The sequence below is a fragment of the Thiobacillus thiophilus genome (assembly GCF_055378705.1).
The window spans coordinates 374,331-398,193 of sequence record NZ_AP042404.1 but is presented as its reverse complement, the minus strand read 5'-3'; the positions used below and the strand labels follow the sequence as shown (position 1 = coordinate 398,193).

Here is a 23,863-nt window from a genome sequence, read left to right as displayed (position 1 = left end):
GCCTGAAGAAAGCCCGCATCTGCTTGATGCAGATGGCAGGGTCCCCACCAACAGGTGAAATCAGGGATGGCTGAAGAAAGCGATCAGGAAAAAACCGAACCAGCCTCGTCACAGCGGCTGCAAAAGGCACGTGAAGAAGGGCAGGTCGTGCAATCGCGCGAATTGTCCACCTTTGTCGTGCTGATGATGGGGGGCGCGACCCTGTGGACGATGGCCAGTGGCCTCGGCCAGACCCTGTCGCATATCGTGCGCGACGGCCTGCAGTTCAATCCCGGCATCGCCCGCGACAGCGCACACGTCATGGCGCAGCTGTCGAACCAGTTTTTTGAGGCGGCCCTGGCGTTGTCGCCCTTTCTGGCGGCGGTGGTGGTCGCCACCGTGGCTACACCGCTGCTGCTGCGCGGCTGGCTCTTCAGCGCCAAGGCCTTCGCCCCGAAATTCAATCGCCTGAACCCGTTTTCAGGCATCAAGCGCATGTTTTCCAGCCAGGGGCTGATCGAGCTGATCAAGGCGCTGGCCAAGGCCAGTCTGCTGGGCGGGGTCGCCGTGTGGCTGATCTGGTCCAACGTCGGCGCGATTTTTTCGCTCAGCCTGGAGGCGCCTTCAGTCGCCATCCAGCACATGGGCGACCTCATCGGCAAGGTATTCCTGCTGGTCTCTGGCACGATGATTTTTGTCGTCGTGATCGATCTGCCGTACCAGCTCTGGAGTCACTTCAAGAAGCTCAGGATGAGCAAGGAGGAAGTGCGCCGGGAAAACAAGGAGTCGGAAGGCGACCCCCACCTGAAGGCGCACATTCGCGCCCAGCAGCGCGAAGTGGCGCGCCGCCGCATGATGTCCGAGATCCCCACCGCCGACGTGGTGGTGACCAACCCGACCCATTACGCCGTCGCGCTCAAATACAGCGAAGGCAAGATGGGTGCGCCGCGCGTGGTGGCCAAGGGCGCCGACGCCGTCGCCGCGAAGATTCGAGAGCTGGCCGCCGAGCACAAGGTGCCCTTGCTGGAAGCGCCACCGCTGGCGCGGGCGCTGTTTTGCCATACCGAGCTAGGCGACGAAATTCCGGCCAGGCTCTACGCAGCGGTGGCCGAAGTGCTGGCCTACGTGTTTCAGCTGCGTCATTTCCAGCAAGTCGGCGGGGCCTACCCCAATGTGCCAACCGCCTTGCCGGTGCCGCCCGAACTTGACCCGCTGCAGGCGGGCACTGGCGTTCAAGCATGAACGGCACCCTGAGCATCTCCGGCCTGTTCAGCGGCGCCAACGCCCGCGCGATGGCCGCGCCAATTTTCATCATCCTCATCCTGGCGATGCTGGTGCTGCCGCTGCCGCCGTTTGCGCTGGACATGCTGTTCACCTTCAATATCGCACTCTCCATCATGGTGCTGCTGGTGGGCCTGTCGACCAAGAAGGCGCTCGAATTCGCGGCCTTTCCCACGGTGCTGCTGCTCTCCACCTTGTTGCGCCTGTCGCTCAACGTGGCCTCGACCCGTGTCGTGCTGCTGGAAGGCCACACCGGCCCGGACGCGGCGGGCAAGGTGATCGAGGCCTTCGGCCATTTCCTGGTCGGCGGCGATTACACGGTCGGCATCATCGTCTTCGTCATCCTGGTGGTGATCAACTTCATCGTCATCACCAAGGGCGCCGGACGCATCGCCGAGGTCAGCGCGCGCTTCACCCTCGATGCGATGCCGGGCAAGCAGATGGCGATCGACGCCGACCTCAATGCCGGCCTGATCAATGAGGACGAGGCGCGCAAACGGCGTTCCGAAATCTCCCAGGAGGCCGATTTTTACGGCTCGATGGACGGCGCATCGAAATTCGTCCGCGGCGACGCCATCGCCGGCATCCTGATCCTGCTGATCAACATCGTCGGCGGCCTGCTGGTCGGCGTCATGCAGCACGACATGACGGTGGCCGATGCGGCGCGCAACTACACCCTGCTGGCGATCGGCGACGGCCTGGTGGCGCAGATTCCGGCACTGGTGATTTCGATCGCCGCCGGCATCATCGTCAGCCGCGTCAGCACCGATGAGGACATCACCGGCCAGATGATGTCCAACGTCTTCAACAAGACGCAGGCGCTCTATATCACCGCCGCGATCCTCGGCATGATGGGTATGATCCCGGGGATGCCGAACTTTGCCTTCCTGCTGCTGGCGGGCGGCATGGTCTGGCTGGCCTGGAAGAACGGCAAGCGGCAACAGGCGGTCGAGGCCGCGCCGGACGTGCAGACCGCGCCCGTCGCCGCGGTCGAGTCGCAGGAAGCCAGCTGGGAAGACGTCGCGCCCATCGACACCCTGGGGCTGGAAGTCGGCTATCGCCTGATCCCGCTGGTGGACAGCGCCGCCGACGGCGAACTGGTGCGCCGCATCAAGGGCATCCGCAAGAAGTTCGCCCGCGAAATCGGCTTCCTGCCCCCCGCTGTGCATATCCGCGACAATCTGGAAATCAATCCGAACAGCTACCGCATCACCTTGAAGGGCGTTGAAATCGGCAGCGGCGAAGTGCGCACCGGGCTGTTTCTTGCCATCGACCCGGGCAGCATCACCGCCAGCCTGCCGGGTGTCGCCACGACGGATCCCGCATTCGGCCTGCCGGCGGTATGGGTCGAATCCAGTCTGCGCGAACAAGCGCAGGCCATGGGCTACACCGTGGTCGACCCGGGTACTGTGGTCGCCACCCATCTGAATCATCTGGTGACCCAGCATGCCGCCGAACTGCTCGGCCGGCAGGAAGCGCAGGCGCTGCTCGACCACCTGGGCAAGAGTGCGCCCAAGCTGGTGGAAGATCTGGTGCCGAAAATGCTGACGCTCTCCACCGTGCAGAAAGTGCTGCAGAACCTGCTCACCGAAGGCGTGGCCATTCGCGACATGCGGACCATCATCGACACCCTGCTGGAGAACGCCGCACGGGTCCAGGATCCGCATGAACTCACGGCACTGGTGCGGGTGGCGCTGGGCCGCTCGATCGTGCAGCAGATTTACGGCTCGACCAGCGAGCTACCGGTGATTGCGCTGGACCAGGGACTGGAGCGCCTGCTGCTGCAAACCCTGCAGGCCGGCAACGACGCCGGCGGCATGGAGCCGGGACTGGCCGATACCCTGCTGGAGCGGACCCAGACCTCGACGCAGCGGCAAGAAGCGCTGGGCCACCCCCCCGTATTGCTGACGCCGGCCGTACTGCGTCCGCTACTCGCACGTTTTCTGCGGCGCAGCGTGCCGCAACTCAAGGTGCTTTCGCACGCTGAAGTGCCCGAAGGTAAACAGATCAAAGTGACTTCCCTGATTGGAGGAGCAGCATGAACGTCAAACGTATCGTCGCCAAAACATCCCGTGAGGCCATGCGCCAGTTGCGCGACGCACTCGGACCCGATGCGGTCATTCTCTCCAATCGCGCCGTCGACGGCGGGGTCGAAGTGCTGGCCCTGGCGGCGGACGACATCGCCGCGATGGCGCCGCCGGTAAACGATGCGCCCGCACCGACGCCCGAACCCCGATCACCGGCGCCCCGTGCGCAGGACGAGCCGGCGCCCGCGGTCACCATCAAGCGCCGCCTGATCGAGCGGGTCGCCGTGTCCAGCCAGGACAGCGCCCAGCTTGCACAAAGTGTCATCAGCGAAATCAAGTCGATGCAGACGTGCCTGGAGAGCCAGCTCGCCGACCTGGTCTGGCGCGACCTGCCGGGACGCGATCCGTCCGGCGCCGCAGTGATGCGCGACATGCTGGCGGCCGGATTTTCCGCTACGCTGGCGCGCGAACTGCTGGAAACCCTGCCCAAGAGCGATGCCGAACAGGCGCAGGCCTGGATGCGTAACACGCTGATGAAGCGCCTCAACGTAATGCAGAGCGAGACCGACATGCTCGACGGCGGCGGCGTGTTTGCCCTGATGGGGCCGACCGGGGCCGGCAAGACCACCACCACCGCCAAGCTGGCCGCGCGTTTCGTCGTGCGACACGGCGCCGACAGGCTGGCGCTGCTGACCACCGACAGCTACCGGATCGGCGGCCACGAGCAGCTACGCATCTACGGCAAGATTCTCGGCGTGACCGTGCACGCGGTGCGCGACGCCGCCGACCTGCGGCTGGCGCTATCCGAGCTGCGCAACAAGCACACCGTGCTGATCGATACCGTCGGCATGAGCCAGCGCGACCAGGCCGTCGCCGAGCAGGTCGAAATGCTGTGCCAGGCCGGCAAGCAGATCAAGCGCCTGCTGGTGCTGAACGCCACCAGTCACGGCGATACGCTGGATGAGGTGGTGCAGGCATACCGGACCCGCGGGCTCGACGGCTGCATCCTGTCGAAAATCGACGAAGCGGCGAGCCTGGGCCCGGCGCTCGACTGCGCGATTCGCCACGAACTGAACGTGCACTATCTGGCGACCGGCCAGCGCGTGCCGGAAGACCTTCATCTGGCCAACCGCCAGGCGCTCATTCACCGCGCCTTCAAGGCTCGCACGCACGCCTCGCCCTGGCAGCTGGACGACAGCGAACTGGGATTTGCGCTCTCCGGCATTCAAACCCTACAGCGTGAAAGCGCGGTGTCCCTTGGATAAATTCGTCAGCGATCAGGCCGCCGGACTACGCCGCCTGCTGGGGCAGCCCGGGTTTCAGGTCATTACCGTGATGTCGGGCCAGCAGGGCGCGGGCAAGACCGCCGCGACCGCCAATCTGGCGGTCGCCCTGGCACGTTCCGGGCGCGACGTGCTCATCGTCGACCAGGACCGGCATGGTCGCGGTGCCTGTGCAGCGTTGGGACTGACGCCGCGCTACGACGTGGCGGACGTGCTCGAAGGCCGCTGCACCCTGGATGCGCTGTTGCTCACCGGCCCCGACAATGTGCAGGTGTTGCCGATCGGCGGTGGCTTCAACCAGCTGGGAAAATTGTCCGAGCGCGACCAGGAATGGCTGGCGCAGAGCTTCAACCGCCTGCAGTGCGGCGTCGACGTGGTGCTGGTGGACATGGAAGAAGCCACCGATCCCGATGCGCTGCCGCTGGGTCTCGCCGCCTCCGAAATCATGGTGGTGCTGCCGCCCGGCGGCACGGCGATCACCCAGGGATACACCCTGGTCAAACGGCTGGCGCACAACTTCGGCAAACGTCAGTTCCGCCTGCTGCTCAACCGCATGGAGTCGCCGGAGCAGGCGCAGGCCGTGGCGCACAATTTCGCCCACACTGCCGAGCGCTATCTGGGCGTGTCGGTCGATTATCTGGGTTATATTCCGCTGGACGAGCGCCTGACCCGTGCGGGTCATTTGCATACCTCGGTGGTGGACGCATTTCCGGTTGCGCAGTCCACCTCGCAGTTTCGCAAGCTGGCCGACGGCCTGTTGCGCTGGCCGCAGCCGCCCACCCTGGGCAGTGTCGGAGGATTCATGCAGCGCGTGATACAGGGCAGCAGCCTGGTGGACGCCTGCAGAAGGGGATAATTCAGGATCATGTATACCGCAAGCGGAAAAAGCGAAAAAAGCGATCTGCTGACGCTACACATGCCCATGGTCAAGCGGCTGGCCCATCACATGATGGGGCGGCTGCCGCCCAGTGTCGAGGAAGACGACCTGGTGCAGGCCGGCATGATCGGCCTGCTCGACGCCATCAGCCGTTACGACGAGGCGCAGAGCGCGCAGTTCGAGGCCTATGCCATCCAGCGCATCCGCGGCTCGATGATCGACGAGCTGCGCCAGTCGGACTGGCTGCCACGCAGCGCGCGGCAGTCGATGCGCAAGATCGAACAAGCCATCGGCGCCTTGCAGCATCAACTGGGACGCCAGCCCAGCGAAACCGAAATCGCCATGGCCATGAAAATCCCGCTGGCCGAATATCAGGCCATGCTGGCCGACGCGCGTGGTCACCAGTTGCTGTATTTTGAGGATTTTGGCGACACCGACGAGGGCGACTCCTTTCTCGACAAGCAGTCGGCGAACGAAGCCAGCATGCCCTTGCCACAATTGCTCGACGCCAACCTGCGCGCCTGCATCATTGCCGGGATCGAGAACCTGCCCGAGCGCGAACAGCTGCTGATGTCGCTGTATTACGAACAGGAACTCAACCTGCGTGAAATCAGCGAAGTGTTCGGCGTCACCGAATCGCGCGTCTGTCAGCTGCACGGCCAGGCCATCGCGCGGCTGCGCACCAAACTCAAGGAAGACGCATGGATCGTGGCAGCCTGATCGGGCTCGGCCTGGCCGGGGTCGCCATCCTCGGCGGCCAGGCGATGGAAGGCGGGCAGATCAGCCTGTTCCTGCAGCCAGCCGCATTCGTCATCGTGGTGATCGGCACCCTGGGCGCGGTGCTGCTGCATCATCCGCTGCCGGTTTTCATGCGCGGGATGCGCATGGCGAAGTGGGTTTTTCGCCCGCCCGAGGCGGAAGCCGGTTCGCTCATCCGCCGTGTCGTCCAGTGGTCGCACACCGTGCGCCAGGAGGGCGTGCTGGCGCTGGAGAAATACGTCAACCTGACCCAGGATCCGTTCCAGAAGTCGAGCCTGCAGTTGCTGATCGACGGCGCCGACGCCGCCAAGCTGCGCGACACGCTCGACGTGCAGATCGTCAACTTCGAAACGTCCGAGCGCCAGGCTGCGCGAGTATGGGAGGCGGCCGGCGGCTATGCGCCCACGCTCGGTATTCTGGGCGCGGTGATCGGCCTGATCCACGTCATGGAAAACCTGGCGGATCCGGGCAAGCTGGGCGCCGGCATCGCGGTCGCCTTTGTCGCCACCATCTACGGCGTCGGGCTGGCCAACCTGGTGTTCCTGCCGATCGCCAACAAGATCAAGTTCACCATCGCGCGCCGCGTGGCCGAGCGCGAGATCATCTGCGACGGCCTCATCGGCATTGCCCAGGGCGACAATCCGCGCATCATCGAGGCGCGTCTCAAAGGCTACCTATGATCCTAGAAACCGCGGTTGACCGCTTATAAGCTCATGGCGTACCGCTTGAATACTGTTTTCTGTGCCTTTGATCGCGCCCATGGAAAAGGTGGGTCCGCTACGCACCCGCTGGCACGCCTGGTCACGCGCCTGCCTTTGCCATTCGTCGTTGCAGGCGATGGCCTGCCGCCTCCTCATTTCGCGGCAGCCACCTGCCCAGACGCACCATCGGGTGCGTCCAACCACGGTTCCTAGGATCATGCGCCGTCGCCGCCGCATCGCCGCCGATCACGACAACCACGACCGCTGGCTGATTTCCTACGCCGACTTCATCACGCTGCTGTTCGCTTTCTTTGTGGTGATGTACGCCATTTCGGCGGTCAATGAAAACAAGTTTCGCGTGCTGGCCGGCGCGCTCGGCGACGCTTTCGGCAGGTCGCCGGCGGGCGACGCCCCGGTGCCGCAGCTGACGCCGGCCGCGCTGTCGCCCGAGGTCAGGCAACGCACCCTCAAACAGCAGCAGGCGATCGAAGAGCAGGCGCACATGACCGAGGTGGCGAGCAGCCTGCTCGACGTAATGGGACCGCTGGTGAAGGAAGGCAAGGTGCGGGTGACCCAGAGCCGGCGCGGCGTCAGCATCGAAATCAATGCCAACGTGCTGTTCGAGCCGGGACGTGCCGAACTGGATCCCGGCTCGCTGGAAGTGCTGCGCGCGGTGGCGGAAACCTTGAAGAACGAGCCGTTCAACCTGGAAATCACCGGCCATACCGACGTCGTGCCGATCAGCAATTCGATATTTGCCTCCAACTGGGAATTGTCGGCGGTGCGGGCCAGCAGCGTGGTGCGCCTGCTGGCCGATAACGGCATCGCACCGGTGCGCCTGCTCGCCATCGGACGCGAGGCCAGCAAGCCAATTGCCGCCAACGACACGGCGGAAGGGCGCGCGCGCAACCGCCGGGTCGAACTGATGGTCCTGTCCGGCCTGCCGGACACGGTCGAGGAAATTCCGTTGCGGCCCAATCCGTCCCGACCTTGAAATTCGGCCGACAGGCCCGATACTTCTAAATCCTGTTGACCGGATTGTGAAGATCAAACCATGCCAAACGACTCCGCACTGGAAGGCGAAATCCTGTCCGATGACCGCCAGTTGCCAGCCGCCCCGGCGCTGCCGGACGAGCTTTACCTGCTGCCGCTGACCGAAAAGCCTTTTTTTCCGGCGCAAACCCTGCCGCTGCTGATGAACGAGGCGCCATGGCTGCCGACGGTCGAGGCCATCGGCGAGACTCCGCACCACATGGTGGGCCTGGTGGTGGTCAAGGCCGACAACACCGACGACGTGAAACGGTCGGATTTCCACAGCGTCGGCACCGTGGTGCGCATCCATCACCCGGTCCGCACCGATGGCAAGATGCAGTTCATCGCCGAAGGCACGCGGCGCTTCCGTATCGTCAAGTGGTTGTCGGAGACGGTACCCTACAAGGTTCGGGTCGAATACCCGAACGAAACCGGTAAGCCGGATTCCGAGGAAATCCGCGCCTATTCCATCGCCATCATCAACACCATCAAGGACTTGCTGCCGCTCAACCCGCTGTATTCCGAGGAGCTCAAGTTTTTCCTCAACCGCTTCGGGCCGAACGAACCCTCGCGCCTGACCGACTTCGCCGCCAGCCTCACCACTGCCTCCAAGCCGGAATTGCAGGAGGTGCTGGAAGCCTTCGGCCTGAAAAAGCGTATGGAAAAAGTGCTGGTGTTGCTGAAGAAGGAGCTCGACGTGGCGCGCCTGCAGTCGGACATCCGCGAAAAGGTCGACGAGAAAATGACTGAGCAGCAGCGCGAGTTTTTCCTGCGCCAGCAGCTGAAAGCGATCCAGAAGGAACTGGGGCTGGCCAAGGACGACAAGACCGCCGAACTCGACACCTTCAGCGAGCGTATCGCCAAACTGACGTTGCCCGAGCCGGCGAAAAAACGCATCGACGAGGAAATGCACAAGCTGTCACTGCTGGAGACCGGCTCGCCGGAATACACCGTCACCCGCAACTACCTCGAGTGGCTGACCGTGCTGCCGTGGGGCGTGCACACGCAGGACAAGGTCGACCTCGAACACGCACGCAGCATCCTCGACCGCGACCACGACGGGCTCGACGACGTCAAGGACCGCATCATCGAATTCCTCGCCGTCGGCGCGATGCGTGGCGAAATGGCCGGCTCGATCCTGCTGCTGATCGGGCCGCCCGGCGTCGGCAAGACCTCGATCGGCAAGTCCGTGGCCGAGGCGCTGGGGCGCAAGTTCTACCGCTTTTCGGTCGGCGGCATGCGCGACGAGGCCGAGATCAAAGGTCACCGCCGTACCTACATCGGCGCCATGCCGGGCAAGTTTGTGCAGGCACTGAAAGAAGTCGAATCGGCCAACCCGGTCATCATGCTCGACGAGGTCGACAAGATCGGCGCCAGCTACCAGGGCGATCCGGCCTCGGCGCTGCTGGAAGTGCTCGACCCCGAGCAGAACGCCGACTTTCTCGACCACTATCTCGACGTGCGCTTCGATCTGTCCAAGACGCTGTTCATCTGCACCGCGAACGATTTTTCCATTCCATCGGCGCTGCTCGACCGCATGGAAGTCATCCGCCTGTCGGGCTACATCACCGAAGAAAAAGTCGCCATCGCCAAGCACCACCTGTGGCCGCGCGTGCTCACCCGTGCCGGGCTGAAAAAGAACCAGCTCGCCATCAGTGAAGGCGCGATCCGCCACGTCATCGAGGGCTACGCGCGAGAAGCCGGCGTGCGCAACCTGGAAAAGCAGCTGGGGCGGGTGGCGCGCAAAGCCGTGGTCAAGATCCTCGGCGGTGCGGAAACGCCGATCAGGATCGGCGTCAAGGAAGTCGAGGCCTATCTCGACAAGCCGGTGTTCAGCCGCGAAAAGCCGATGAGCGGCGTTGGCGTGGTCACGGGTCTCGCGTGGACCTCGATGGGCGGCGCCACGCTGCCGGTCGAGGCGACCCGCGTCCACACCCTCAATCGCGGCTTCAAGCTCACCGGCAAGCTGGGCGAGGTGATGAAGGAATCGGCCGAGATCGCCTACAGCTATATCGCCTCGCACCTGAAACTCTACGGTGCCGACGCCAAGTTCTACGACACCAGCTTCGTCCACCTGCACGTGCCGGAAGGCGCCACCCCCAAGGACGGCCCCAGTGCCGGCGTCACCATGGCCACCGCGCTGCTGTCGCTGGCGAAAAACGCCAAAATCAGCCGCCCGCTGGCGATGACCGGTGAACTCACCCTGACCGGCCAGGTACTGCCGGTGGGCGGCATCCGCGAAAAAGTCATCGCCGCGCGCCGGGTCGGCATCAGCGAACTGATCCTGCCCGACGCCAACCGGCGCGACTTCGACAAGCTACCCGAGCATATCCGCGCCGGATTCACCGTGCATTACGCCAAGCGCTATCAGGATGTGGCGACGGTGATTTTCGGTGCGGATTAAATGGTCAAAGCCGTATGCTGATTAAACGCAATGTTCTGGATCATGGAAACCTTTTTCCTCGACGTTCAATGCTATCGCAGCCATACCTGAGGCAAGGTCTTTTCATGCACAGCATGGCCGAAGGCATCCACAATCCGCATACACAACATCTCTACGCCTTATTGCCACACAGTGGCTGAAAACGCTGGATGCTCTTGATCGGTTGCGCAGTGAATATTTATGGCTGGGCAAAGACGAACACCTGTCGGACGCAACCGCTGCATACACGCAGTTACTCCATCACATCAACGAGCATCTTGATGCGTGTTACTCGGTACTGCGTTCGCTTTGCCCTGCATCGAGGTCAAACGCCCCGATAATCGATGCCTGATTTCTGAACAAGGCTAACCTGCCTGGAGGTATTGAATGGCAATGTGGTCAGGTATTGCCGTTCCAGATTTTCCCGAAATCGAAGGATAGCTGGCGGTGATGCCGGATGGATAAAAGCGTGGTCACCGAACCGGCCTTGTCGACGACATACAGGATCAGGTAATCGCCCGCCAGATACACCCGCAGGCTGTCCGTCATGCCGGGCGGTAGCGTGGCGAGCATGGCAAGTGCTTCGACGGAGCGGGGCGGCTGCTCCAGGTAAGGGCGGCCCATATTGGGAAAGCGGTGCAGATTTGGAAGAACCTCCGTGCGCAGCATGGTCAGCAGGTCGTCGTAGGCATGCGCGGCCTCAGCTTCCGTCAGAAAAGTCTCGATGGATTCCAGACACGTCAGAAAGCTCGCGGCGAGTTCGACCGCATGCCGGCGTTCAGCCACGTTTGCGGCTGGCTGATTTTTCCGTGTGCTGCTGCTGCAGGCGGGCAAGAGCGGCATCGGCGTCTTCGGTGCGTCCGGCGGCGATGTCTTCCAGACCGCGACGTGCGTCGTCGAGAAGCAGCAGATGGATGCGCTCGCGTTCCAGTTGGTGGTAGTAGTCGAGTCGCTTCGCATCGATCAGCGCGACATAGCTCTCGCCGTTTTTGGTGACAATCTTTTCAGCGCCCGCCTTGACCTGGTCAGCGAGTTCGGAAAGGTGGGCGCGCGCTTGCGATAGGGGAACGACGTCGCGTGTCGAGAAGGTCATGGCGATTCCTTAACTGGGTTTGTACAGAATAATGTGCATTATGCGCGCTATAGTCAATCCGGAAAAGCCACCCATCGGGTTGTGCGAGCCCTCGGGTAAAATGGCCGCCATGAACGCCCCCGAGCTTCTCGATACGCCGTCCGCACCGCCTGCCCCCGTCATCAAGGTGCGTGGCGAGCTGCTGATCGAACTGCCGCAGGATCTCTATATTCCGCCCGACGCGCTCGAAATCTTTCTCGATGCCTTCGAGGGCCCGCTCGACCTGCTGCTCTACCTGGTCCGCCGCCAGAACCTTGACGTGCTGGACATCCCGATGGCGGCGCTGACCAGGCAGTACATGGCCTACGTCGAAGCCGCGCGTGCGACGCGGCTGGAACTGGCGGCGGAATATCTGTTGATGGCGGCGATGCTGATCGACATCAAGTCGCGCATGCTGTTGCCGCGGCGGGAGCAGAGCGAGGAGGCGAACGAGGGCGACGATCCGCGCGCCGAACTGGTGCGCCGCCTGCTGGAATACGAGCAGATGAAGCTTGCCGGCCAGCATCTCGATGCCATGCCGCAGGCCGGGCGCGATTTCGACACGGTCAGCGTGTTTCTGCCGGCAGCCGCCAGACGCCTGCCGAGCCTGCATCCGGAAGAGCTCGCCGCGGCCTGGCTGGCGATCCTGTCGCGCGCGAAAAATCGCACCCACCACCGCATCGGCCGCCAGGAACTGTCGATCCGCGAACACATGAGCCGGATTCTGAGGCGGCTGGCGCCGGGCGAGTTCGTGGAATTCAAGGATCTGTTCCCGGAAGCGTCGACCGTGCACGAACTGGTGGTTACCTTCCTCGCCGTGCTGGAACTGACCAAGGAAACCCTGCTCGACGTGACCCAGGCCGAACCATTTGCCCCCATCTACGTGAAGCTCCATGAATCTGCAGCCGAATGACCATCCCGACGATTTGAAGCGGGTGCTGGAAGCCGCCTTGCTGGCGGCCGTCGAGCCGCTCACGCTGGCCGAACTCAAGCGCATGTTCGAACAGGATGCCCCCAATCAGGGCCTGTCCAACGACGTACTGCGCCGCGCGCTCGACGAATTGCGCGCGCAGTGGCACGGCCGCGGGGTGGAACTGGTGCAGGTGGCGGACGGCTGGCGCTTCCAGACGCGCGCCGAGATGCAGCCCTGGCTGTCGCGGCTGAAGAACGAGAAGCCGCCGCGCTACTCGCGCGCGGTGCTGGAAACGCTCGCCATCATCGCCTACCGCCAGCCGGTGACGCGCGGCGACATCGAGGACATCCGCGGGGTGTCGGTCAATCCCCATATCATCAAGACGCTGGAAGAGCGCGGCTGGATCGAGGCCATCGGCCATCGCGACGTGCCGGGACGCCCGGCGCTGTTCGGCACCACCGGGCATTTCCTCGGCGATCTGGGCTTGGTCACGCTGTCGGAGTTGCCGCCGCTGGAAGAGCTCGGCCACCTCGTCACCCCGGATGAAACTGCATTAATTCCTGAATTACGCGGGGAATTGCTGGACAATGGCGTCCCCCAGCTGTTCGGCGCAGTGATCGAGACTGCCGCCGCCGGCACCGCTCCTGTTCGAGCAGCAACCGAGATTGATTGACTATGCGCCGCCCAACCCCCATCCGTCGTTCGCCCACCGCCCCCATGGGGCGCGCGGCGAGCCGCCTGCAACAGGCGACCGCCCCCGAGGCGCCCAGCGAGCGCCTGCAAAAGGCGCTGGCCTCAGCCGGGCTCGGTTCGCGCCGCGAGATGGAGGAATGGATTGCCCAGGGCCGCGTGCAGGTCAACGGCGAAACGGCCCTGATCGGCAGCAAGGTGGGGCCGGGCGACGTGGTCAAGGTCAGCGGCCGGCGCGTGTACCTGCGCTTCGAGGACAAGCGCACGCGCATCCTGATCTACCACAAGTCAGAAGGCGAAATCGTTACCCGTGACGACCCCGAAGGCCGCGACACCGTGTTCGACGCACTGCCCAAGCTGCGCGGCGCCAAGTGGATCGCCATCGGCCGGCTCGACTACAACACCGACGGCCTGATGATCTTCACCACCTCGGGCGAACTCGCCAACAACCTGATGCACCCGCGCTTCGAAGTCGAGCGCGAATACGCGGTGCGGGTGCTGGGCGAGCTGACCGAGGACATGATTGCGCAACTGCTGGCCGGGGTCGAGCTCGACGACGGCATGGCGCAGCTGCAAAGCTGCTTCGCCGCGGGCGGCGAGGGCGCCAACCGCTGGTATCGCGTGGTGATCAAGGAAGGCCGCAAGCGCGAGGTGCGGCGGCTGTTCGAACACTTCGGCCTCACGGTTTCGCGCCTCACCCGCATCCGCTTCGGCCCGATCGCGCTGCCGCCGCAGCTGCGCCGCGGGCAGAAAATGGAACTCGACGACGAACTGGTCGCGCGCGTACTGGAATGGGCCGAGATGACGCCCAGCCCGCGCCGGCATACGCGTGGCGTGCCGGACAAGCACACCCGCAAGCCGCGCATGCGTTGAGGGAGTCTGGCGCGAGCTGCTTGCAGCCTATCGATCCAGCGGGCTCACCACCCCGCGCCCGCCCTTGTTCAGCACATGCGTGTAAATCATCGTCGTCGAAACATCCTTGTGGCCCAACAGTTCCTGCACCGTCCGGATGTCGTAGCCAGCCTGGAGCAGATGCGTAGCGAACGAATGCCTCAGCACATGAGGTGATACCGGCTTGGCGATGCGCGCCAGTTTTGCCGCCTCGCGCACTGCACGCTGCACGCTTGATTCATGAACGTGGTGACGTCGCTCCATTCCCGAACGTGGGTCGAGCGAGCGGTTGCCCGATGGGAACACGAACTGCCAGGCCCAGGCATGCGGCGCAGAGGGATATTTGACAGCCAGCGCATCGGGCAACTGCACCTTGCCAAACCCCGCTTCCAGATCGCGCTCGTGCAAGGCACGCACTTTTTCAAGATGCATGCGCAAGGGTAGAATCAGGTTTTCCGGCAGCACCGTCACCCGATCCTTGTTGCCCTTTGCCTCGCGCACCACAATTTCGCGGCGTTCGAACTCCACATCCTTCACCCGCAACCTCAGCCCTTCCAGCAGGCGCATCCCCGTGCCATACAGCAAAGCGACAATCAGGCCCATCGTTCCCGATGTCGCGTCCAGCAGTCGCCGCGCCTCGGTCGGCGTCAAAACCACCGGCAAGCGCTGCGTGGATTTTGCAGCAATCACTTCGTCCAGCCACGGCAACTCGATCTTCAACACCTCACGGTACAAAAATAGCAAGGCCGACTTCGCCTGATTCTGCGTGGATGCCGAAACATGCCGCTCGCTGGCCAGATAGGACAGAAAATCCCGCACCGCCTCGGCACCCAACGCCTGGGGATGTTGCTTGCCATGAAAAAGAATGTAGCGCCGTGCCCAATCGACATAAGCTTGTTCCGTGCGCAGACTGTAATGACGCAGCCGAATTTCAGCCCGCATCCGATCAAGCAGCTTGGGCGAATCTTGAGAGACAACGTGAACTTTCATCCGCGAAATTTTAGGCTTGCCTATACGGGCAAGCAAGGCGTAAAGTTCCAATTCAATCAACCCAATACAGCACACTGCCAGATGGCCTGCTTGATTTAGACGGCAAAAGATTCAGGAGAGTGTGCTGTCTAAATTACGTTGGGCGTCTGAATAACGGAGAAGAGCCGACATGACCAAGGCCTACGAAGGACATGAGTTTGACGCACTGAAGTTGCGGTACGAAGATCAGGTTGGCCTTCTCCGCTCGTTGACTCAGTTCGACTTCAAAATATTTGTCGCTTTCTTCACACTTCAGTTGGTCATGGGAGGCTGGCTCTCAGCAAATCCCATTTCATCCTGTACGGTTCGCGTCGGGCTTGCCGTCATTGATGTCGTACTAGCTGCTCTTTCCGTAAAGCTCCTTCACAACCAGCACTGCAGACGGCAGGAAGTAGCAGACACGATCAAGAACATCAATACGGCACTTGGGTTTGATGAGCCTGGGGTCTATATCCCAGGTTCACCATTGAATCCGCCTTACAAGCGGCGCTATTGGTTTATGTGGTATTGGGTTGGCGTTGTCGTCTCTACAGCAGGGCTGTTCGTCATCTTCTTTCGGCCATGAAACGCCCAACCCGGCAGTCAACAGGGACGCTGCGCGATAAAGCCGCGCAGCGCCCGTTACTTCTACGTTAGCCATTTCTAAGGACTCCCCTATGGATTCAGCTGTAGACCGCTATACAGGACAAATCGTTGATGGTGAGCAACTTTGGTATATCGACCCGGTTGATAAGGAGGGTTACATCTGCCGAGGATGTGGAGTTATGGTTAACCCAGTTTCCTTTGAGGCTCATCACAAAGTACGTCCTCATTTCAAAGAGCTTCCATCCAAACCTCATGAATCGTGGTGCGACGTTGAGGGTGAAGAGAAGCTCGTCGCCAAGGCGCGCAAAGAGCGCGTTACTACTCAGGTAGGGTTTCCAGGCTCTTTCCCTTCAAAGCTACAGCTAGTTGATGAACGGGAGAAAGTAGCTATACCAGGGGCACCCATTGGAGGGAAAGGGGCCTCATCTGGAGGCAGTTCATCAGGAACTGCAACGGGGAAGACGCACACTCAATGGACAGCACACACGATTCGTCCTATTTGCCGTACATATATAAATTTCCCCAAGGACCGCGATCTTCCACTGAGCGTTCCCGGTGCAGACGGGAACAACTATGATGAGGTCATTCGCAAACTTGTGTCACAGGATATCGTGGTATATCCAAAACAACATATTTTCGTTGCTCCACTGAGCTGGTCAAAACCGAAAGATATTCCTGGAAAAATTATTGTAGAACTGAGTTATGGCTTTTGGGCCAACAAGAAGCTTTTGTCGCCCTATCGCTTAGTCATCGATTCCTCGAGCTGGAGTGCTGCTAAGAAGAACTATGTTCTTACTGAGCTAGAAGTTTCCCGTAAAGAAGCCAAGGAACGAGCTGACGCAGGCAAGAAATCTGAGAAGAGTTGGGTGTTCTTTGTTGGCCAGCAGGAGTCGACCAACCCATCTGATTTCGTTGTTTCAGATCACCGCCTAATCTGTTGCCTCACGGGAGAACTGGGAAATGGCTAACCCATCATTCCACCGGACCTGCGCGAAAAGCCGCGCAGACCGGTGAATTCAGACGTTAGCAAGCAGGAGACAGCATGCCGATCACAATTAGCCCACCAGCTCCAACATCGGACGACAGCATTGAACTCGTCTTCTCCGGCTCAGGGTGTGTGCTCTCGACCAGCCAAGCGCAGGTCGGCGCAAATTTTGAGTTCACGGTTATTCTTAACGGCACGTGCTTCGCAACACCGCCTTCGTTTAGCTTTACTTGGAACGTTGGTCGCCTTCCACCTGGCGACTACACGACTACGCTGAGTCTAGGCGGCAGTATTATGGAATCTCAAGCCTTGGCCGTGTCGCAGGGTGTCCTACCATTTCCGGCTCCCATTCCTAGCGTTGGTTTCGGCGGGCTGGTCTTGCTTGCGGTTGCAATGGTTCTGATTGCTAACAAGTCACAAGAGGGACGCGCCAAAGCAATAAATAGGGTCAGACACGATATTGAAGTCAATTAATCGTATTGTAAATATTGTAAATAGGGTCAGACACGATATTGAAGTCAATTAATCGTGTCTGACCCTATTGACCTTAAAGCATTAGCCCTCTCAGGAGAGTATTCATGGCAGTTCTTGTTCGCACGGAAACAATTGGTACAAAACTTCATCAATCAAAGGGGCCAGGCTCGATTTTATCTCCGGGCGCGACGGAGCATGAACCATCATAGAAAAATTAATTCGTGCCTGGCCCCTTTGATTTACTTTGATTCAAAAAAGATTATCGCCCAACCCGGCGCTCCAAGGGACGCTGCGCGATAAAGCCGTACAGCGCAGGTGACTTCTACGTTAGACAGGCAAGCCATCTATGGGATTTTCGCTCGACGAAGTAGTACCGTGGGGACGATCGTATGACGAATACGTCAGCATGTTCGACCTCACAGAGAGCAATCTGGAGCTTCGTGTTCTCGGCTGTGGCGATGGTCCTGCCGCATTTAATTCCGCTCTGAGCAAGCGTGGCGGAAACGTCGTCTCAGTCGATCCGATCTATGTTTTTGACGCTGCGCAGATCAGAAGCCGCGTCTCTGATACGTATGAAACCGTGATGACTCAAATGCGCAAAAACAAAAACGACTACGTTTGGGGTGCCATTCCGTCAGTGGAACAACTCGGGAATGTTCGTATGTCTGCGATGAAAACTTTCCTTGCTGACTTCGAAATAGGAAAACAGGAAGGCAGATACATTGCAGGGGAGCTACCATCGTTGCCTTTCGAAAGTGGACGATTCGACATCGCCTTGTCGTCTCATTTTCTATTTTTGTACAGTACCCACTTATCGGCGGAGTTTCATCTTCAGGCTCTTCAAGAAATGTTGCGTGTTGCTCGCGAAGTGCGTGTGTTTCCACTGCTTGCGCTCGATGGCGCGCCATCGCCCCACCTTGATTTTGTGAGCAAATATCTTGAGAATCACGGCTTCGGCGTTGAGGTCAAGCGCGTACCTTACGAGTTTCAGCGAGGTGGCAATGAAATGCTGGTCATCAAGCCTGTCTAACCCTACGCTCAAGCGGGACTGCGCAAAAGCGCGCAGCCCCCTAGCTCCACGTTGGGCCTGTTGAACCATGGCAGAGATACGCGAGAAGACTTCAACAGATGATGTCGTCGAGATCGTTGCTCTAGCAACGAAGGACCTGCGTCGTGTGTATCGGCCAGCACCGAGAACCCATGGTTCCGCCGCACCTCAAGACGACAACGCAGCACCATCTCTTGTCGCGATTGAGGATGATGTTATCGTCGGTGTCATTGAGTACTGCGAAAGGGAAAAATCGCTGCATGTCCGTGGGCTCGCTGTTCATCCAAAGCGGCGGCGGCGAGGAATTGCGAAAGCCTTGATGCGGGAGGTCGAAGCAATTGCTGCCCGAGAAGGGACGCCGAGCGTGACCCTGAGCACGATCAAGGAGACCGGTAATCTCGAGTTCTTCTGCCAACTGGGTTACACCGTCGTCAGTGAGGCACCAGCTACTGGATTCGAGGGTTTGGATGGGCAAGCAGTTGTCAAAGTCGACATGTGCCGCGTGTCGGCTTAACACCGCTTTCGAGAGGGACCTCGGAAAGCGCTGCGCGCTTCCCTTGGTCCCTCAAGGCGAACGTTGACGCTGTAGAAAAACCCCTTTTCAGCCAAATTGGCGACGTAAAAAACGGCGTGGAATTTCCACGCCGTTTTCAATTCATGATTTGCAACTTACCGAACCGATTCGGTGGGATGTTCCGATCAGTCATGGCAGCATCTGATTGACGTAGTGCGGGCTGCCCGCCCCGTCCCTACTGCGCATACCCGTGATGCGCCAGCTTCTCGATGTTGTGCACCAGGCAGTAGAGCTTCCACTGCGCATCCACTTTCTTCTGCCCCCGCAAGGTGAAGCGGTTGAGCTGTTTGTTGTGCCGCAAGTTGCCGAACACCGGTTCCACCGTGGCGAAGCGTCGTCCGTATCGCGCCTGTCCTTCCGGGCAATCGATACGGACTTTCATCTTGTCGGTGAAGGACTCCGTGCCGTCAGCCTTGCCCTGAAAGAAACTCACTTGCCGGGTCTTGGTCCTGGTCGGCGTGCGTAGACACTTATCCCGTTGTGCGCACGGTACGCAGTCCTGCTGCGCGCCCTGAAATTTGACGGCAACGAAACCATTGATGATGCAATGGCTGCCGTTGCCGTAGAGTGTCTTGCCCGCAGGGCAAACGCAGGTCTGCGCGTCCATGTCATAGCGAAAGTCTGCGGGGCGATAAACAGCAGTCGGCTTCTTCTCTTTCTTCTGGCCGGATTTGTCGTGCAGAGGATCGGGGGCCTGCTTGTGTTTGTCCTGATCCTTGAAGCGTGGATCGCGTTGCCGCATACCGTTGTCGGCAATCAAGGCGTCCACTTCCAGTTCAGTAAGTTGCTTAAGGTTGGCTTCTGAGTGGTAACCCGCGTCCGCTGTGATGAGGCTGGCCGGGGTGATGAGTGGAGCATCATTCAATGCGACCTGGATGGCTTTGACCACCGGTACCAGCAGTTCCTGTTCGCTGCCGGTACCGTGGGCCTGCGCGTCCACGATGATCTGGTGACGGGCATCGACGGCGGCCACACCCGTATAACCCTGGATGACGCCTTTGCTGGTCGCCATCTTGGCGGATTCGTTGTCGGTGCGGTTGCTCTTCCGTATCGTGCCTTTGCTGCCCTTGCGATCATCGGGATGAGCGGTGAGCCATTGACGCAGTTGGGCGGCATCGGTTTGCAGGCGGCTGATGCGCTGGACTTCTTTCTGTCTGAGGTCGGCCTCGACCGGTTTGCTGTCCTCTTCCCGATGCCGTTCGAGCATGACGCGGGCAGCGGCTTCGAGCTTGGTGGCCTGGTGCTCGAAGTCGGCACGGGTGCCGCTCTTCTGTTTGCTGGCGTTGCTGGGCAGCTTGACGCCGTCGATGGCAAACATCTCGCGTCCGATCAAACCCTGCCGGTCGCACAGGTAGAGGATTTGGGTGAAGACGCGGGCGATGTCGTCGGCAAGCTTCGAGACAAATCCGGCAATCGTGGTGAAGTGGGGCTGGGTGTCGCCTGACAGGGCGATGAAGGTGACGTGGTCACGGCAGACTGCTTCAATGTTGCGACTGGAAATAATGCCCTGGCTGTAGGCAAACAGCACGACCTTGAGCAGCATGGCAGGCGGATAAGCCGCCGCACCGGTCGCGTCGTTGTTGAAGCGGGCATCGAAGCTGGACAGGTCCAGCTCGTGGTCGATGAGGTGATTGAGCGCGTGCTCGAAAGTACCGGGAAGCAGTTGCCGTTGCAGGTCGACGGCAAGGAAACGGGGGCTGGTGTCGATATGCTTGTAGCGCGCCATGCGGTCTGTGCCATCACAAAATCAATGCAGCGATGTTGATGCAGGCGGGAGGCTGGGGCAAGATGCGGGAATGATTATTTTTAGGGGCTTTTTATACAGCCTCGTTAGGCCTAAGGAAGCAGTGTCCATGCAAAGAAATGCCTTGCTAGCAGCCGGATTGACATCCTTGATGTGGGGACTCACCGGAATCTTTGTGCGCCTGCTACCCTCTCTCCCACCGTTGACGGTCACTGCGGGGCGGCTCTTGGTGGCGCTGGTGGTTGTTCTGCCTATTTTTGGGCTATTCCGAAGCAGTCGCCAGAGTTTTAAATTAGCACTGGAGCGCCCCATCGCTCATGTTCTCGCCTTGCTATTAGCAGGATATTTCTTGTTAGCAACCGCGGCTTTTCAAATGGCACCGGTGGCGGATGTGGCGCTTTTACTGAGTACCCCACCACTTTTTATACTATCTTTCCGCCGAATGCGGGGTGATATCCCCAACCACACTGAAATTGGTGGCGCCCTGCTGGCGGTCGCCGGAATAGGCTTGATTCTGGTTCCCAGAATGTCCTTCGCTGGAGATAGTCCAATTCACCATCTCACGGGAAACATTCTTGCAGTGTGCGCTGCGGGGTTGACCGCGCTCTACGCTTATACATACCGGATTCTGCATGAGCGCGGTGTCGCACCAGAGACAATAGGCGTATCTTTGCTGACGTTTATCTCTGGAAGCGTCATCCTGGTGTTAATGGTTAGTTTTGCATCGACACCTTCCGGGTTAGATACTCTGAATGGACATGCTCTGCTGGTATTTCTCGGCCTTGGTGTGCTTTCTACGGCCATTCCATCAATAGGTTTCGCGCTTGCATCAAGGCGTTTGCCTGCGGTTGTTACGGCGACGATTTCACTTTTCATTCCTTTGTTCGCAGGACTATTCGCCTTCTTGATACTCGGGGAAAAGCTTTCATCTATGTTCATTCCGGGCAGCATCCTTGTCTTGGGAGGAATCGCCATGATTCTTCGTCAAGGCCGAGGTAAAACGAATGACTGATCGCGCGCAAGGCCTAACTCAAACCACAAGGGCTTCCTCAGAATTACAACTAGCGGTTTGCTGTCAGTTCATTTCCATTTCCTCATCCGGTTTCTCTAGTGCGCCGCTCCGGTCGTGAAAGTAGGCGAAGGACTGCGAGACTACAAACGGTCATGTTGGGCTCAATGCCCGGACCCTGATGAAAGACGCGCGCCGGGACCTCTATCGTTAGTCGGGAACACTTTCTCCCCCTGAGCTAATCAGGTTCCCCCGGCGCGGGTCCAACCCGCTTCACATCAACACGTGCAGTGCATCGGTGATTCTTGTCCGCCGTCCGGCAGCTTACGCGTTCCTTTCTATTTCCTTTTCTTGCAGACTCTTTTTAAATGGGTTCAAGCTGCGCTCGGCTTGAGCTTGAAGTCTTCGCCGTAATGCAGGACGGCCCAGGCCAGCCGCGCATTCTTCGCAGCGATGGCGACGACTGCGCGCCAGTAGCCGCGGCGTTCGACCAGGCTGCGGGCCCAGCGGCTGAAGCTGTCCTGTTTGTCGCCGGTGCTGTTGAGGACGGCGCGTGCGCCCAGGACGAGCAGGCTGCGCAGGTAGGGGTCACCGGCTTTGGTGATGTGACCAATCGGGCACGGCCTCCGCTGCTGTGCTGGCCGGGCGTCAGTCCGATCCAGGCGGCGACCTGGCGGCCGTTCCTGAAGTCGTGGCCGTTGCCGATGCTGTCCAGCAGCGCGCTGGCGGTGATGGGGCCGATGCCGGGGCGTTGCATCAAACGCTTGCTCCGCGCGTCTTCGCGCGCGGCCTGTGCAATGGCTTTGTCATAGTCAGCAATTCGCAGGTCGAGCTGGTCGGCATGCGCCAGCAGATCGCCAATACATTGGTTGGCATAACCGGGCAGGTCTTCCAGGTGCGGGCCGATGCTCTGTCGCAGGCCGGTGACTTTCTGCGGCAGGACGATGCCGAATTCGGCGATCAGGCCGCGCAGCCGGTTGTAGGTGGCGGTGCGTTCTTCGATAAAGCCTTGCCGGGTGCGGTGCAGGCACAGCAGGATGATTTGCCGGTGTTCTTCCTTGGTGGGGACAAAGCGCATCTGGGGACGAGTGACGGCTTCGCAGATGGCGGCGCTGCGTCGTTCTTGCCTCGCTTGCCACTCATGCGGTACGGGGTGCGAACTTGGGGGCAATCAGTTTGACGCTGTGGCCGTGCTGCCGGAACAGCCGGGCCCAGTGGTGGGCGCCGGTGCAGGCTTCCATGCCGATCAGGCACGGCGGTAAATTGGCAATCGGCGGCAGCAACTGTTCCCGGCTTACCCGGGGTTTGACCAGTTCGGCTTGACCCGATTCGTTCACACCATGAACCGCAAAAACGGACTTGGCCAGATCAATTCCTATGACGATAATGCTCATGACTTCCCCTCCTGAGGTGTTGATGAAATCCAGAAATTCCATCATGGCACTTTCGATGCCGGTCGCGGCTACTTCGCCGCAGCCACGGGACGGGGAAGTCCCTTTCATTCGTTAGGCATTCGCGCACTTGATTATCTTACGTTAACGTAATATAAAGATATTGCCCGTACCGGCAAACCGACAAAGGAGCAATATCATGAACGTCAGCGATATTTTGATTCACATCAACGAATCTCTTAACGAACAACAGCGAAGCGCCTTGGAAGAAGCAGTCCGCCAAATCGAAGGGGTAGTTGCACCTCGATTTAATCCAGGAAAAGAGCACCTGTTACTTGTCGCTTTCAACCCCGACGTTGCCAGCACGGCAACACTATTGACCAAGGTTCAGTCCTTCGGCTACAACGCACAATTGATCGGCGGCTAGTCAATATGGATGCGGAGAGCCTAAAAAAAATCGGAGAGGTCGCCGACCTACTGGGCACCACACCAAGAGCCTTACGTTATTACGAAGAAGAAGGGTTGGTTGCGGCTTGCCGCACACCCGGCGGCATGCGTCTCTACTCGAAGGAAGACATTGCCCGGTTCAAGGCCGTTCTGCGTTTGGCTCATTCGGGGCTGCCGATTAGCCTCATCAAAAAACTCGCCTCTATAAGAAGCGAATGCGCTACCGGAGAGGAGAGCAGCCACAAAGTCCATGCTGTTCTCCACCGATTGATCTCGCAAGTTAAGGACCAAATCGTGTCGCTTGCTAATTTGGAATCGGAGTTGTTATTTGCCTCGTCCACCGTGGAGGGCTGTTTCCATTGCGCTAATCCGCCCACTAGAAAAGGATGCCCACAGTGTCCCGTCAATCAAAAGCTTCAAATATCAGAACTTCTTAACTTGATTTGGGAGCAGCAGGGCTGCCAAGATCAAGCAAACACAAAACAGGAAAAATCACTATGACCGCCAATCGGATGCTTTACCTGTCATTCTCTTTAATCATGTTTGCGGGTGTTTGGCAGACTGGCTTCGGGGTTGTGCATTGACTTCTTTATATACCGATTGTCTTCGCG

The 23,863-nt window shown here is 60.0% G+C and carries 23 protein-coding genes and 1 pseudogene; 19 read left to right on the top strand and 5 right to left on the bottom strand.

Annotated elements, in window-relative coordinates; all coding sequences use genetic code 11:
* The first annotated feature begins 66 nt into the window (after positions 1 to 66).
* From flhB to lon, 8 genes are all read left to right on the top strand, one after another.
* The gene (flhB, locus tag ACZ41T_RS01925) at positions 67 to 1,221 is read left to right on the top strand and encodes a flagellar biosynthesis protein FlhB (RefSeq protein ID WP_464922799.1); all 1,155 of its coding nucleotides are present in this window, start codon (positions 67 to 69) and stop codon (positions 1,219 to 1,221) included.
* Positions 1,218 to 3,302: a flagellar biosynthesis protein FlhA gene (flhA, locus tag ACZ41T_RS01920; protein ID WP_464922798.1), complete on the top strand. Its 2,085-nt coding sequence runs from the start codon at positions 1,218 to 1,220 to the stop codon at positions 3,300 to 3,302. Before flhB ends, flhA begins: the two co-directional genes overlap by 4 nt.
* Entirely contained in the window at positions 3,299 to 4,552 is a 1,254-nt protein-coding gene (flhF, locus tag ACZ41T_RS01915; protein WP_464922797.1) for a flagellar biosynthesis protein FlhF, read from the top strand. Before flhA ends, flhF begins: the two co-directional genes overlap by 4 nt.
* Positions 4,545 to 5,426 (top strand): MinD/ParA family ATP-binding protein, encoded by an 882-nt coding sequence (locus ACZ41T_RS01910; protein WP_464922796.1) that lies wholly within the window; start codon positions 4,545 to 4,547, stop codon positions 5,424 to 5,426. Before flhF ends, ACZ41T_RS01910 begins: the two co-directional genes overlap by 8 nt.
* Positions 5,427 to 5,435: 9 nt before the next feature.
* Entirely contained in the window at positions 5,436 to 6,167 is a 732-nt protein-coding gene (locus ACZ41T_RS01905; RefSeq protein ID WP_464922795.1) for an RNA polymerase sigma factor FliA, read from the top strand.
* Complete coding sequence (locus ACZ41T_RS01900) at positions 6,149 to 6,886, top strand: flagellar motor protein (RefSeq protein ID WP_464922794.1); 738 nt, start codon at positions 6,149 to 6,151, stop codon at positions 6,884 to 6,886. The genes ACZ41T_RS01905 and ACZ41T_RS01900 overlap by 19 nt, the downstream gene beginning before the upstream one ends.
* Positions 6,887 to 7,124: 238 nt before the next feature.
* Positions 7,125 to 7,901, top strand: a complete 777-nt coding sequence (motD, locus tag ACZ41T_RS01895) for a flagellar motor protein MotD (protein ID WP_464922793.1) — start codon at positions 7,125 to 7,127, stop codon at positions 7,899 to 7,901.
* Between the two features lie 60 nt (positions 7,902 to 7,961).
* Positions 7,962 to 10,343 (top strand): endopeptidase La, encoded by a 2,382-nt coding sequence (gene lon, locus ACZ41T_RS01890; protein ID WP_464922792.1) that lies wholly within the window; start codon positions 7,962 to 7,964, stop codon positions 10,341 to 10,343.
* Between the two features lie 417 nt (positions 10,344 to 10,760).
* On the opposite strand, the gene ACZ41T_RS01885 is transcribed toward lon, so the two are convergent.
* Positions 10,761 to 11,147, bottom strand: coding sequence for a type II toxin-antitoxin system RelE/ParE family toxin (locus ACZ41T_RS01885; RefSeq protein WP_464922791.1), 387 nt, complete (start codon positions 11,145 to 11,147; stop codon positions 10,761 to 10,763).
* Positions 11,140 to 11,454, bottom strand: a complete 315-nt coding sequence (locus tag ACZ41T_RS01880; RefSeq protein ID WP_464922790.1) for a type II toxin-antitoxin system Phd/YefM family antitoxin — start codon at positions 11,452 to 11,454, stop codon at positions 11,140 to 11,142. The genes ACZ41T_RS01885 and ACZ41T_RS01880 overlap by 8 nt, the downstream gene beginning before the upstream one ends.
* 109 nt (positions 11,455 to 11,563) lie before the next feature.
* Here ACZ41T_RS01880 and ACZ41T_RS01875 point away from each other — a divergent pair, with 109 nt between their 5' ends.
* From ACZ41T_RS01875 to ACZ41T_RS01865, 3 genes are read left to right on the top strand one after another with little or no spacing between them, the layout of a single operon-like run.
* A complete protein-coding gene (locus ACZ41T_RS01875; protein ID WP_464922789.1) occupies positions 11,564 to 12,385 on the top strand; it encodes a segregation and condensation protein A in 822 nt (273 codons plus the stop codon).
* Entirely contained in the window at positions 12,366 to 13,058 is a 693-nt protein-coding gene (gene scpB / locus ACZ41T_RS01870) for an SMC-Scp complex subunit ScpB (RefSeq protein WP_464922788.1), read from the top strand. Before ACZ41T_RS01875 ends, scpB begins: the two co-directional genes overlap by 20 nt.
* A 2-nt stretch (positions 13,059 to 13,060) precedes the next feature.
* Entirely contained in the window at positions 13,061 to 13,948 is an 888-nt protein-coding gene (locus ACZ41T_RS01865) for a pseudouridine synthase (protein WP_464922787.1), read from the top strand.
* Positions 13,949 to 13,975: 27 nt separating this feature from the next.
* Here ACZ41T_RS01865 and ACZ41T_RS01860 read toward each other — a convergent pair whose 3' ends face one another.
* Positions 13,976 to 14,956 (bottom strand): integron integrase, encoded by a 981-nt coding sequence (locus ACZ41T_RS01860; protein ID WP_464924011.1) that lies wholly within the window; start codon positions 14,954 to 14,956, stop codon positions 13,976 to 13,978.
* A gap of 169 nt (positions 14,957 to 15,125) precedes the next feature.
* Here ACZ41T_RS01860 and ACZ41T_RS01855 point away from each other — a divergent pair, with 169 nt between their 5' ends.
* The 5 genes from ACZ41T_RS01855 to ACZ41T_RS01835 all read left to right on the top strand — a co-directional run bounded on the left by ACZ41T_RS01855 (position 15,126) and on the right by ACZ41T_RS01835 (position 18,601).
* The gene (locus ACZ41T_RS01855; RefSeq protein ID WP_464922786.1) at positions 15,126 to 15,560 is read left to right on the top strand and encodes a hypothetical protein; all 435 of its coding nucleotides are present in this window, start codon (positions 15,126 to 15,128) and stop codon (positions 15,558 to 15,560) included.
* 91 nt (positions 15,561 to 15,651) lie between these two features.
* Positions 15,652 to 16,548: a hypothetical protein gene (locus ACZ41T_RS01850; protein ID WP_464922785.1), complete on the top strand. Its 897-nt coding sequence runs from the start codon at positions 15,652 to 15,654 to the stop codon at positions 16,546 to 16,548.
* Positions 16,549 to 16,622: 74 nt separating this feature from the next.
* Entirely contained in the window at positions 16,623 to 17,039 is a 417-nt protein-coding gene (locus tag ACZ41T_RS01845; RefSeq protein WP_464922784.1) for a hypothetical protein, read from the top strand.
* Positions 17,040 to 17,385: 346 nt separating this feature from the next.
* Positions 17,386 to 18,069: a class I SAM-dependent methyltransferase gene (locus ACZ41T_RS01840; RefSeq protein ID WP_464922783.1), complete on the top strand. Its 684-nt coding sequence runs from the start codon at positions 17,386 to 17,388 to the stop codon at positions 18,067 to 18,069.
* Between the two features lie 67 nt (positions 18,070 to 18,136).
* Positions 18,137 to 18,601, top strand: a complete 465-nt coding sequence (locus ACZ41T_RS01835; protein WP_464922782.1) for a GNAT family N-acetyltransferase — start codon at positions 18,137 to 18,139, stop codon at positions 18,599 to 18,601.
* A 235-nt stretch (positions 18,602 to 18,836) separates the two neighbouring features.
* Here ACZ41T_RS01835 and ACZ41T_RS01830 read toward each other — a convergent pair whose 3' ends face one another.
* On the bottom strand, positions 18,837 to 20,387 hold the full coding sequence (locus ACZ41T_RS01830; protein ID WP_464921023.1) for a transposase: 1,551 nt from the start codon (positions 20,385 to 20,387) through the stop codon (positions 18,837 to 18,839).
* Between the two features lie 127 nt (positions 20,388 to 20,514).
* On the opposite strand from ACZ41T_RS01830, the gene ACZ41T_RS01825 reads away from it, so the two are divergent.
* Positions 20,515 to 21,417: a DMT family transporter gene (locus ACZ41T_RS01825; RefSeq protein ID WP_464922781.1), complete on the top strand. Its 903-nt coding sequence runs from the start codon at positions 20,515 to 20,517 to the stop codon at positions 21,415 to 21,417.
* Between the two features lie 371 nt (positions 21,418 to 21,788).
* Here ACZ41T_RS01825 and ACZ41T_RS01820 read toward each other — a convergent pair.
* A pseudogene (locus ACZ41T_RS01820) lies at positions 21,789 to 22,808 on the bottom strand (IS110 family RNA-guided transposase).
* Positions 22,809 to 23,004: 196 nt separating this feature from the next.
* Between ACZ41T_RS01820 and ACZ41T_RS01815 the strand changes: the two are divergent.
* Positions 23,005 to 23,232, top strand: a complete 228-nt coding sequence (locus ACZ41T_RS01815) for a hypothetical protein (RefSeq protein WP_464922780.1) — start codon at positions 23,005 to 23,007, stop codon at positions 23,230 to 23,232.
* Between the two features lie 5 nt (positions 23,233 to 23,237).
* Positions 23,238 to 23,753, top strand: coding sequence for a helix-turn-helix domain-containing protein (locus tag ACZ41T_RS01810; protein ID WP_464922779.1), 516 nt, complete (start codon positions 23,238 to 23,240; stop codon positions 23,751 to 23,753).
* Positions 23,754 to 23,863: the final 110 nt, after the last annotated feature.

Coding starts and splice junctions, on each gene's coding strand:
- flhB (WP_464922799.1), top strand. CDS start 67: ATGGCTGAAGAAAGCGATCAGGAAAAAACCGAACCAGCCTCGTCACAG.
- motD (WP_464922793.1), top strand. CDS start 7,125: ATGCGCCGTCGCCGCCGCATCGCCGCCGATCACGACAACCACGACCGC.
- ACZ41T_RS01875 (WP_464922789.1), top strand. CDS start 11,564: ATGAACGCCCCCGAGCTTCTCGATACGCCGTCCGCACCGCCTGCCCCC.
- flhF (WP_464922797.1), top strand. CDS start 3,299: ATGAACGTCAAACGTATCGTCGCCAAAACATCCCGTGAGGCCATGCGC.
- ACZ41T_RS01905 (WP_464922795.1), top strand. CDS start 5,436: ATGTATACCGCAAGCGGAAAAAGCGAAAAAAGCGATCTGCTGACGCTA.
- ACZ41T_RS01850 (WP_464922785.1), top strand. CDS start 15,652: ATGGATTCAGCTGTAGACCGCTATACAGGACAAATCGTTGATGGTGAG.
- ACZ41T_RS01815 (WP_464922780.1), top strand. CDS start 23,005: ATGAACGTCAGCGATATTTTGATTCACATCAACGAATCTCTTAACGAA.
- ACZ41T_RS01840 (WP_464922783.1), top strand. CDS start 17,386: ATGGGATTTTCGCTCGACGAAGTAGTACCGTGGGGACGATCGTATGAC.
- ACZ41T_RS01845 (WP_464922784.1), top strand. CDS start 16,623: ATGCCGATCACAATTAGCCCACCAGCTCCAACATCGGACGACAGCATT.
- ACZ41T_RS01865 (WP_464922787.1), top strand. CDS start 13,061: ATGCGCCGCCCAACCCCCATCCGTCGTTCGCCCACCGCCCCCATGGGG.
- ACZ41T_RS01880 (WP_464922790.1), bottom strand. CDS start 11,454: ATGACCTTCTCGACACGCGACGTCGTTCCCCTATCGCAAGCGCGCGCC.
- lon (WP_464922792.1), top strand. CDS start 7,962: ATGCCAAACGACTCCGCACTGGAAGGCGAAATCCTGTCCGATGACCGC.
- scpB (WP_464922788.1), top strand. CDS start 12,366: ATGAATCTGCAGCCGAATGACCATCCCGACGATTTGAAGCGGGTGCTG.
- ACZ41T_RS01825 (WP_464922781.1), top strand. CDS start 20,515: ATGCAAAGAAATGCCTTGCTAGCAGCCGGATTGACATCCTTGATGTGG.
- ACZ41T_RS01860 (WP_464924011.1), bottom strand. CDS start 14,956: ATGAAAGTTCACGTTGTCTCTCAAGATTCGCCCAAGCTGCTTGATCGG.
- ACZ41T_RS01900 (WP_464922794.1), top strand. CDS start 6,149: ATGGATCGTGGCAGCCTGATCGGGCTCGGCCTGGCCGGGGTCGCCATC.
- ACZ41T_RS01830 (WP_464921023.1), bottom strand. CDS start 20,387: ATGGCGCGCTACAAGCATATCGACACCAGCCCCCGTTTCCTTGCCGTC.
- ACZ41T_RS01855 (WP_464922786.1), top strand. CDS start 15,126: ATGACCAAGGCCTACGAAGGACATGAGTTTGACGCACTGAAGTTGCGG.
- ACZ41T_RS01835 (WP_464922782.1), top strand. CDS start 18,137: ATGGCAGAGATACGCGAGAAGACTTCAACAGATGATGTCGTCGAGATC.
- flhA (WP_464922798.1), top strand. CDS start 1,218: ATGAACGGCACCCTGAGCATCTCCGGCCTGTTCAGCGGCGCCAACGCC.
- ACZ41T_RS01810 (WP_464922779.1), top strand. CDS start 23,238: ATGGATGCGGAGAGCCTAAAAAAAATCGGAGAGGTCGCCGACCTACTG.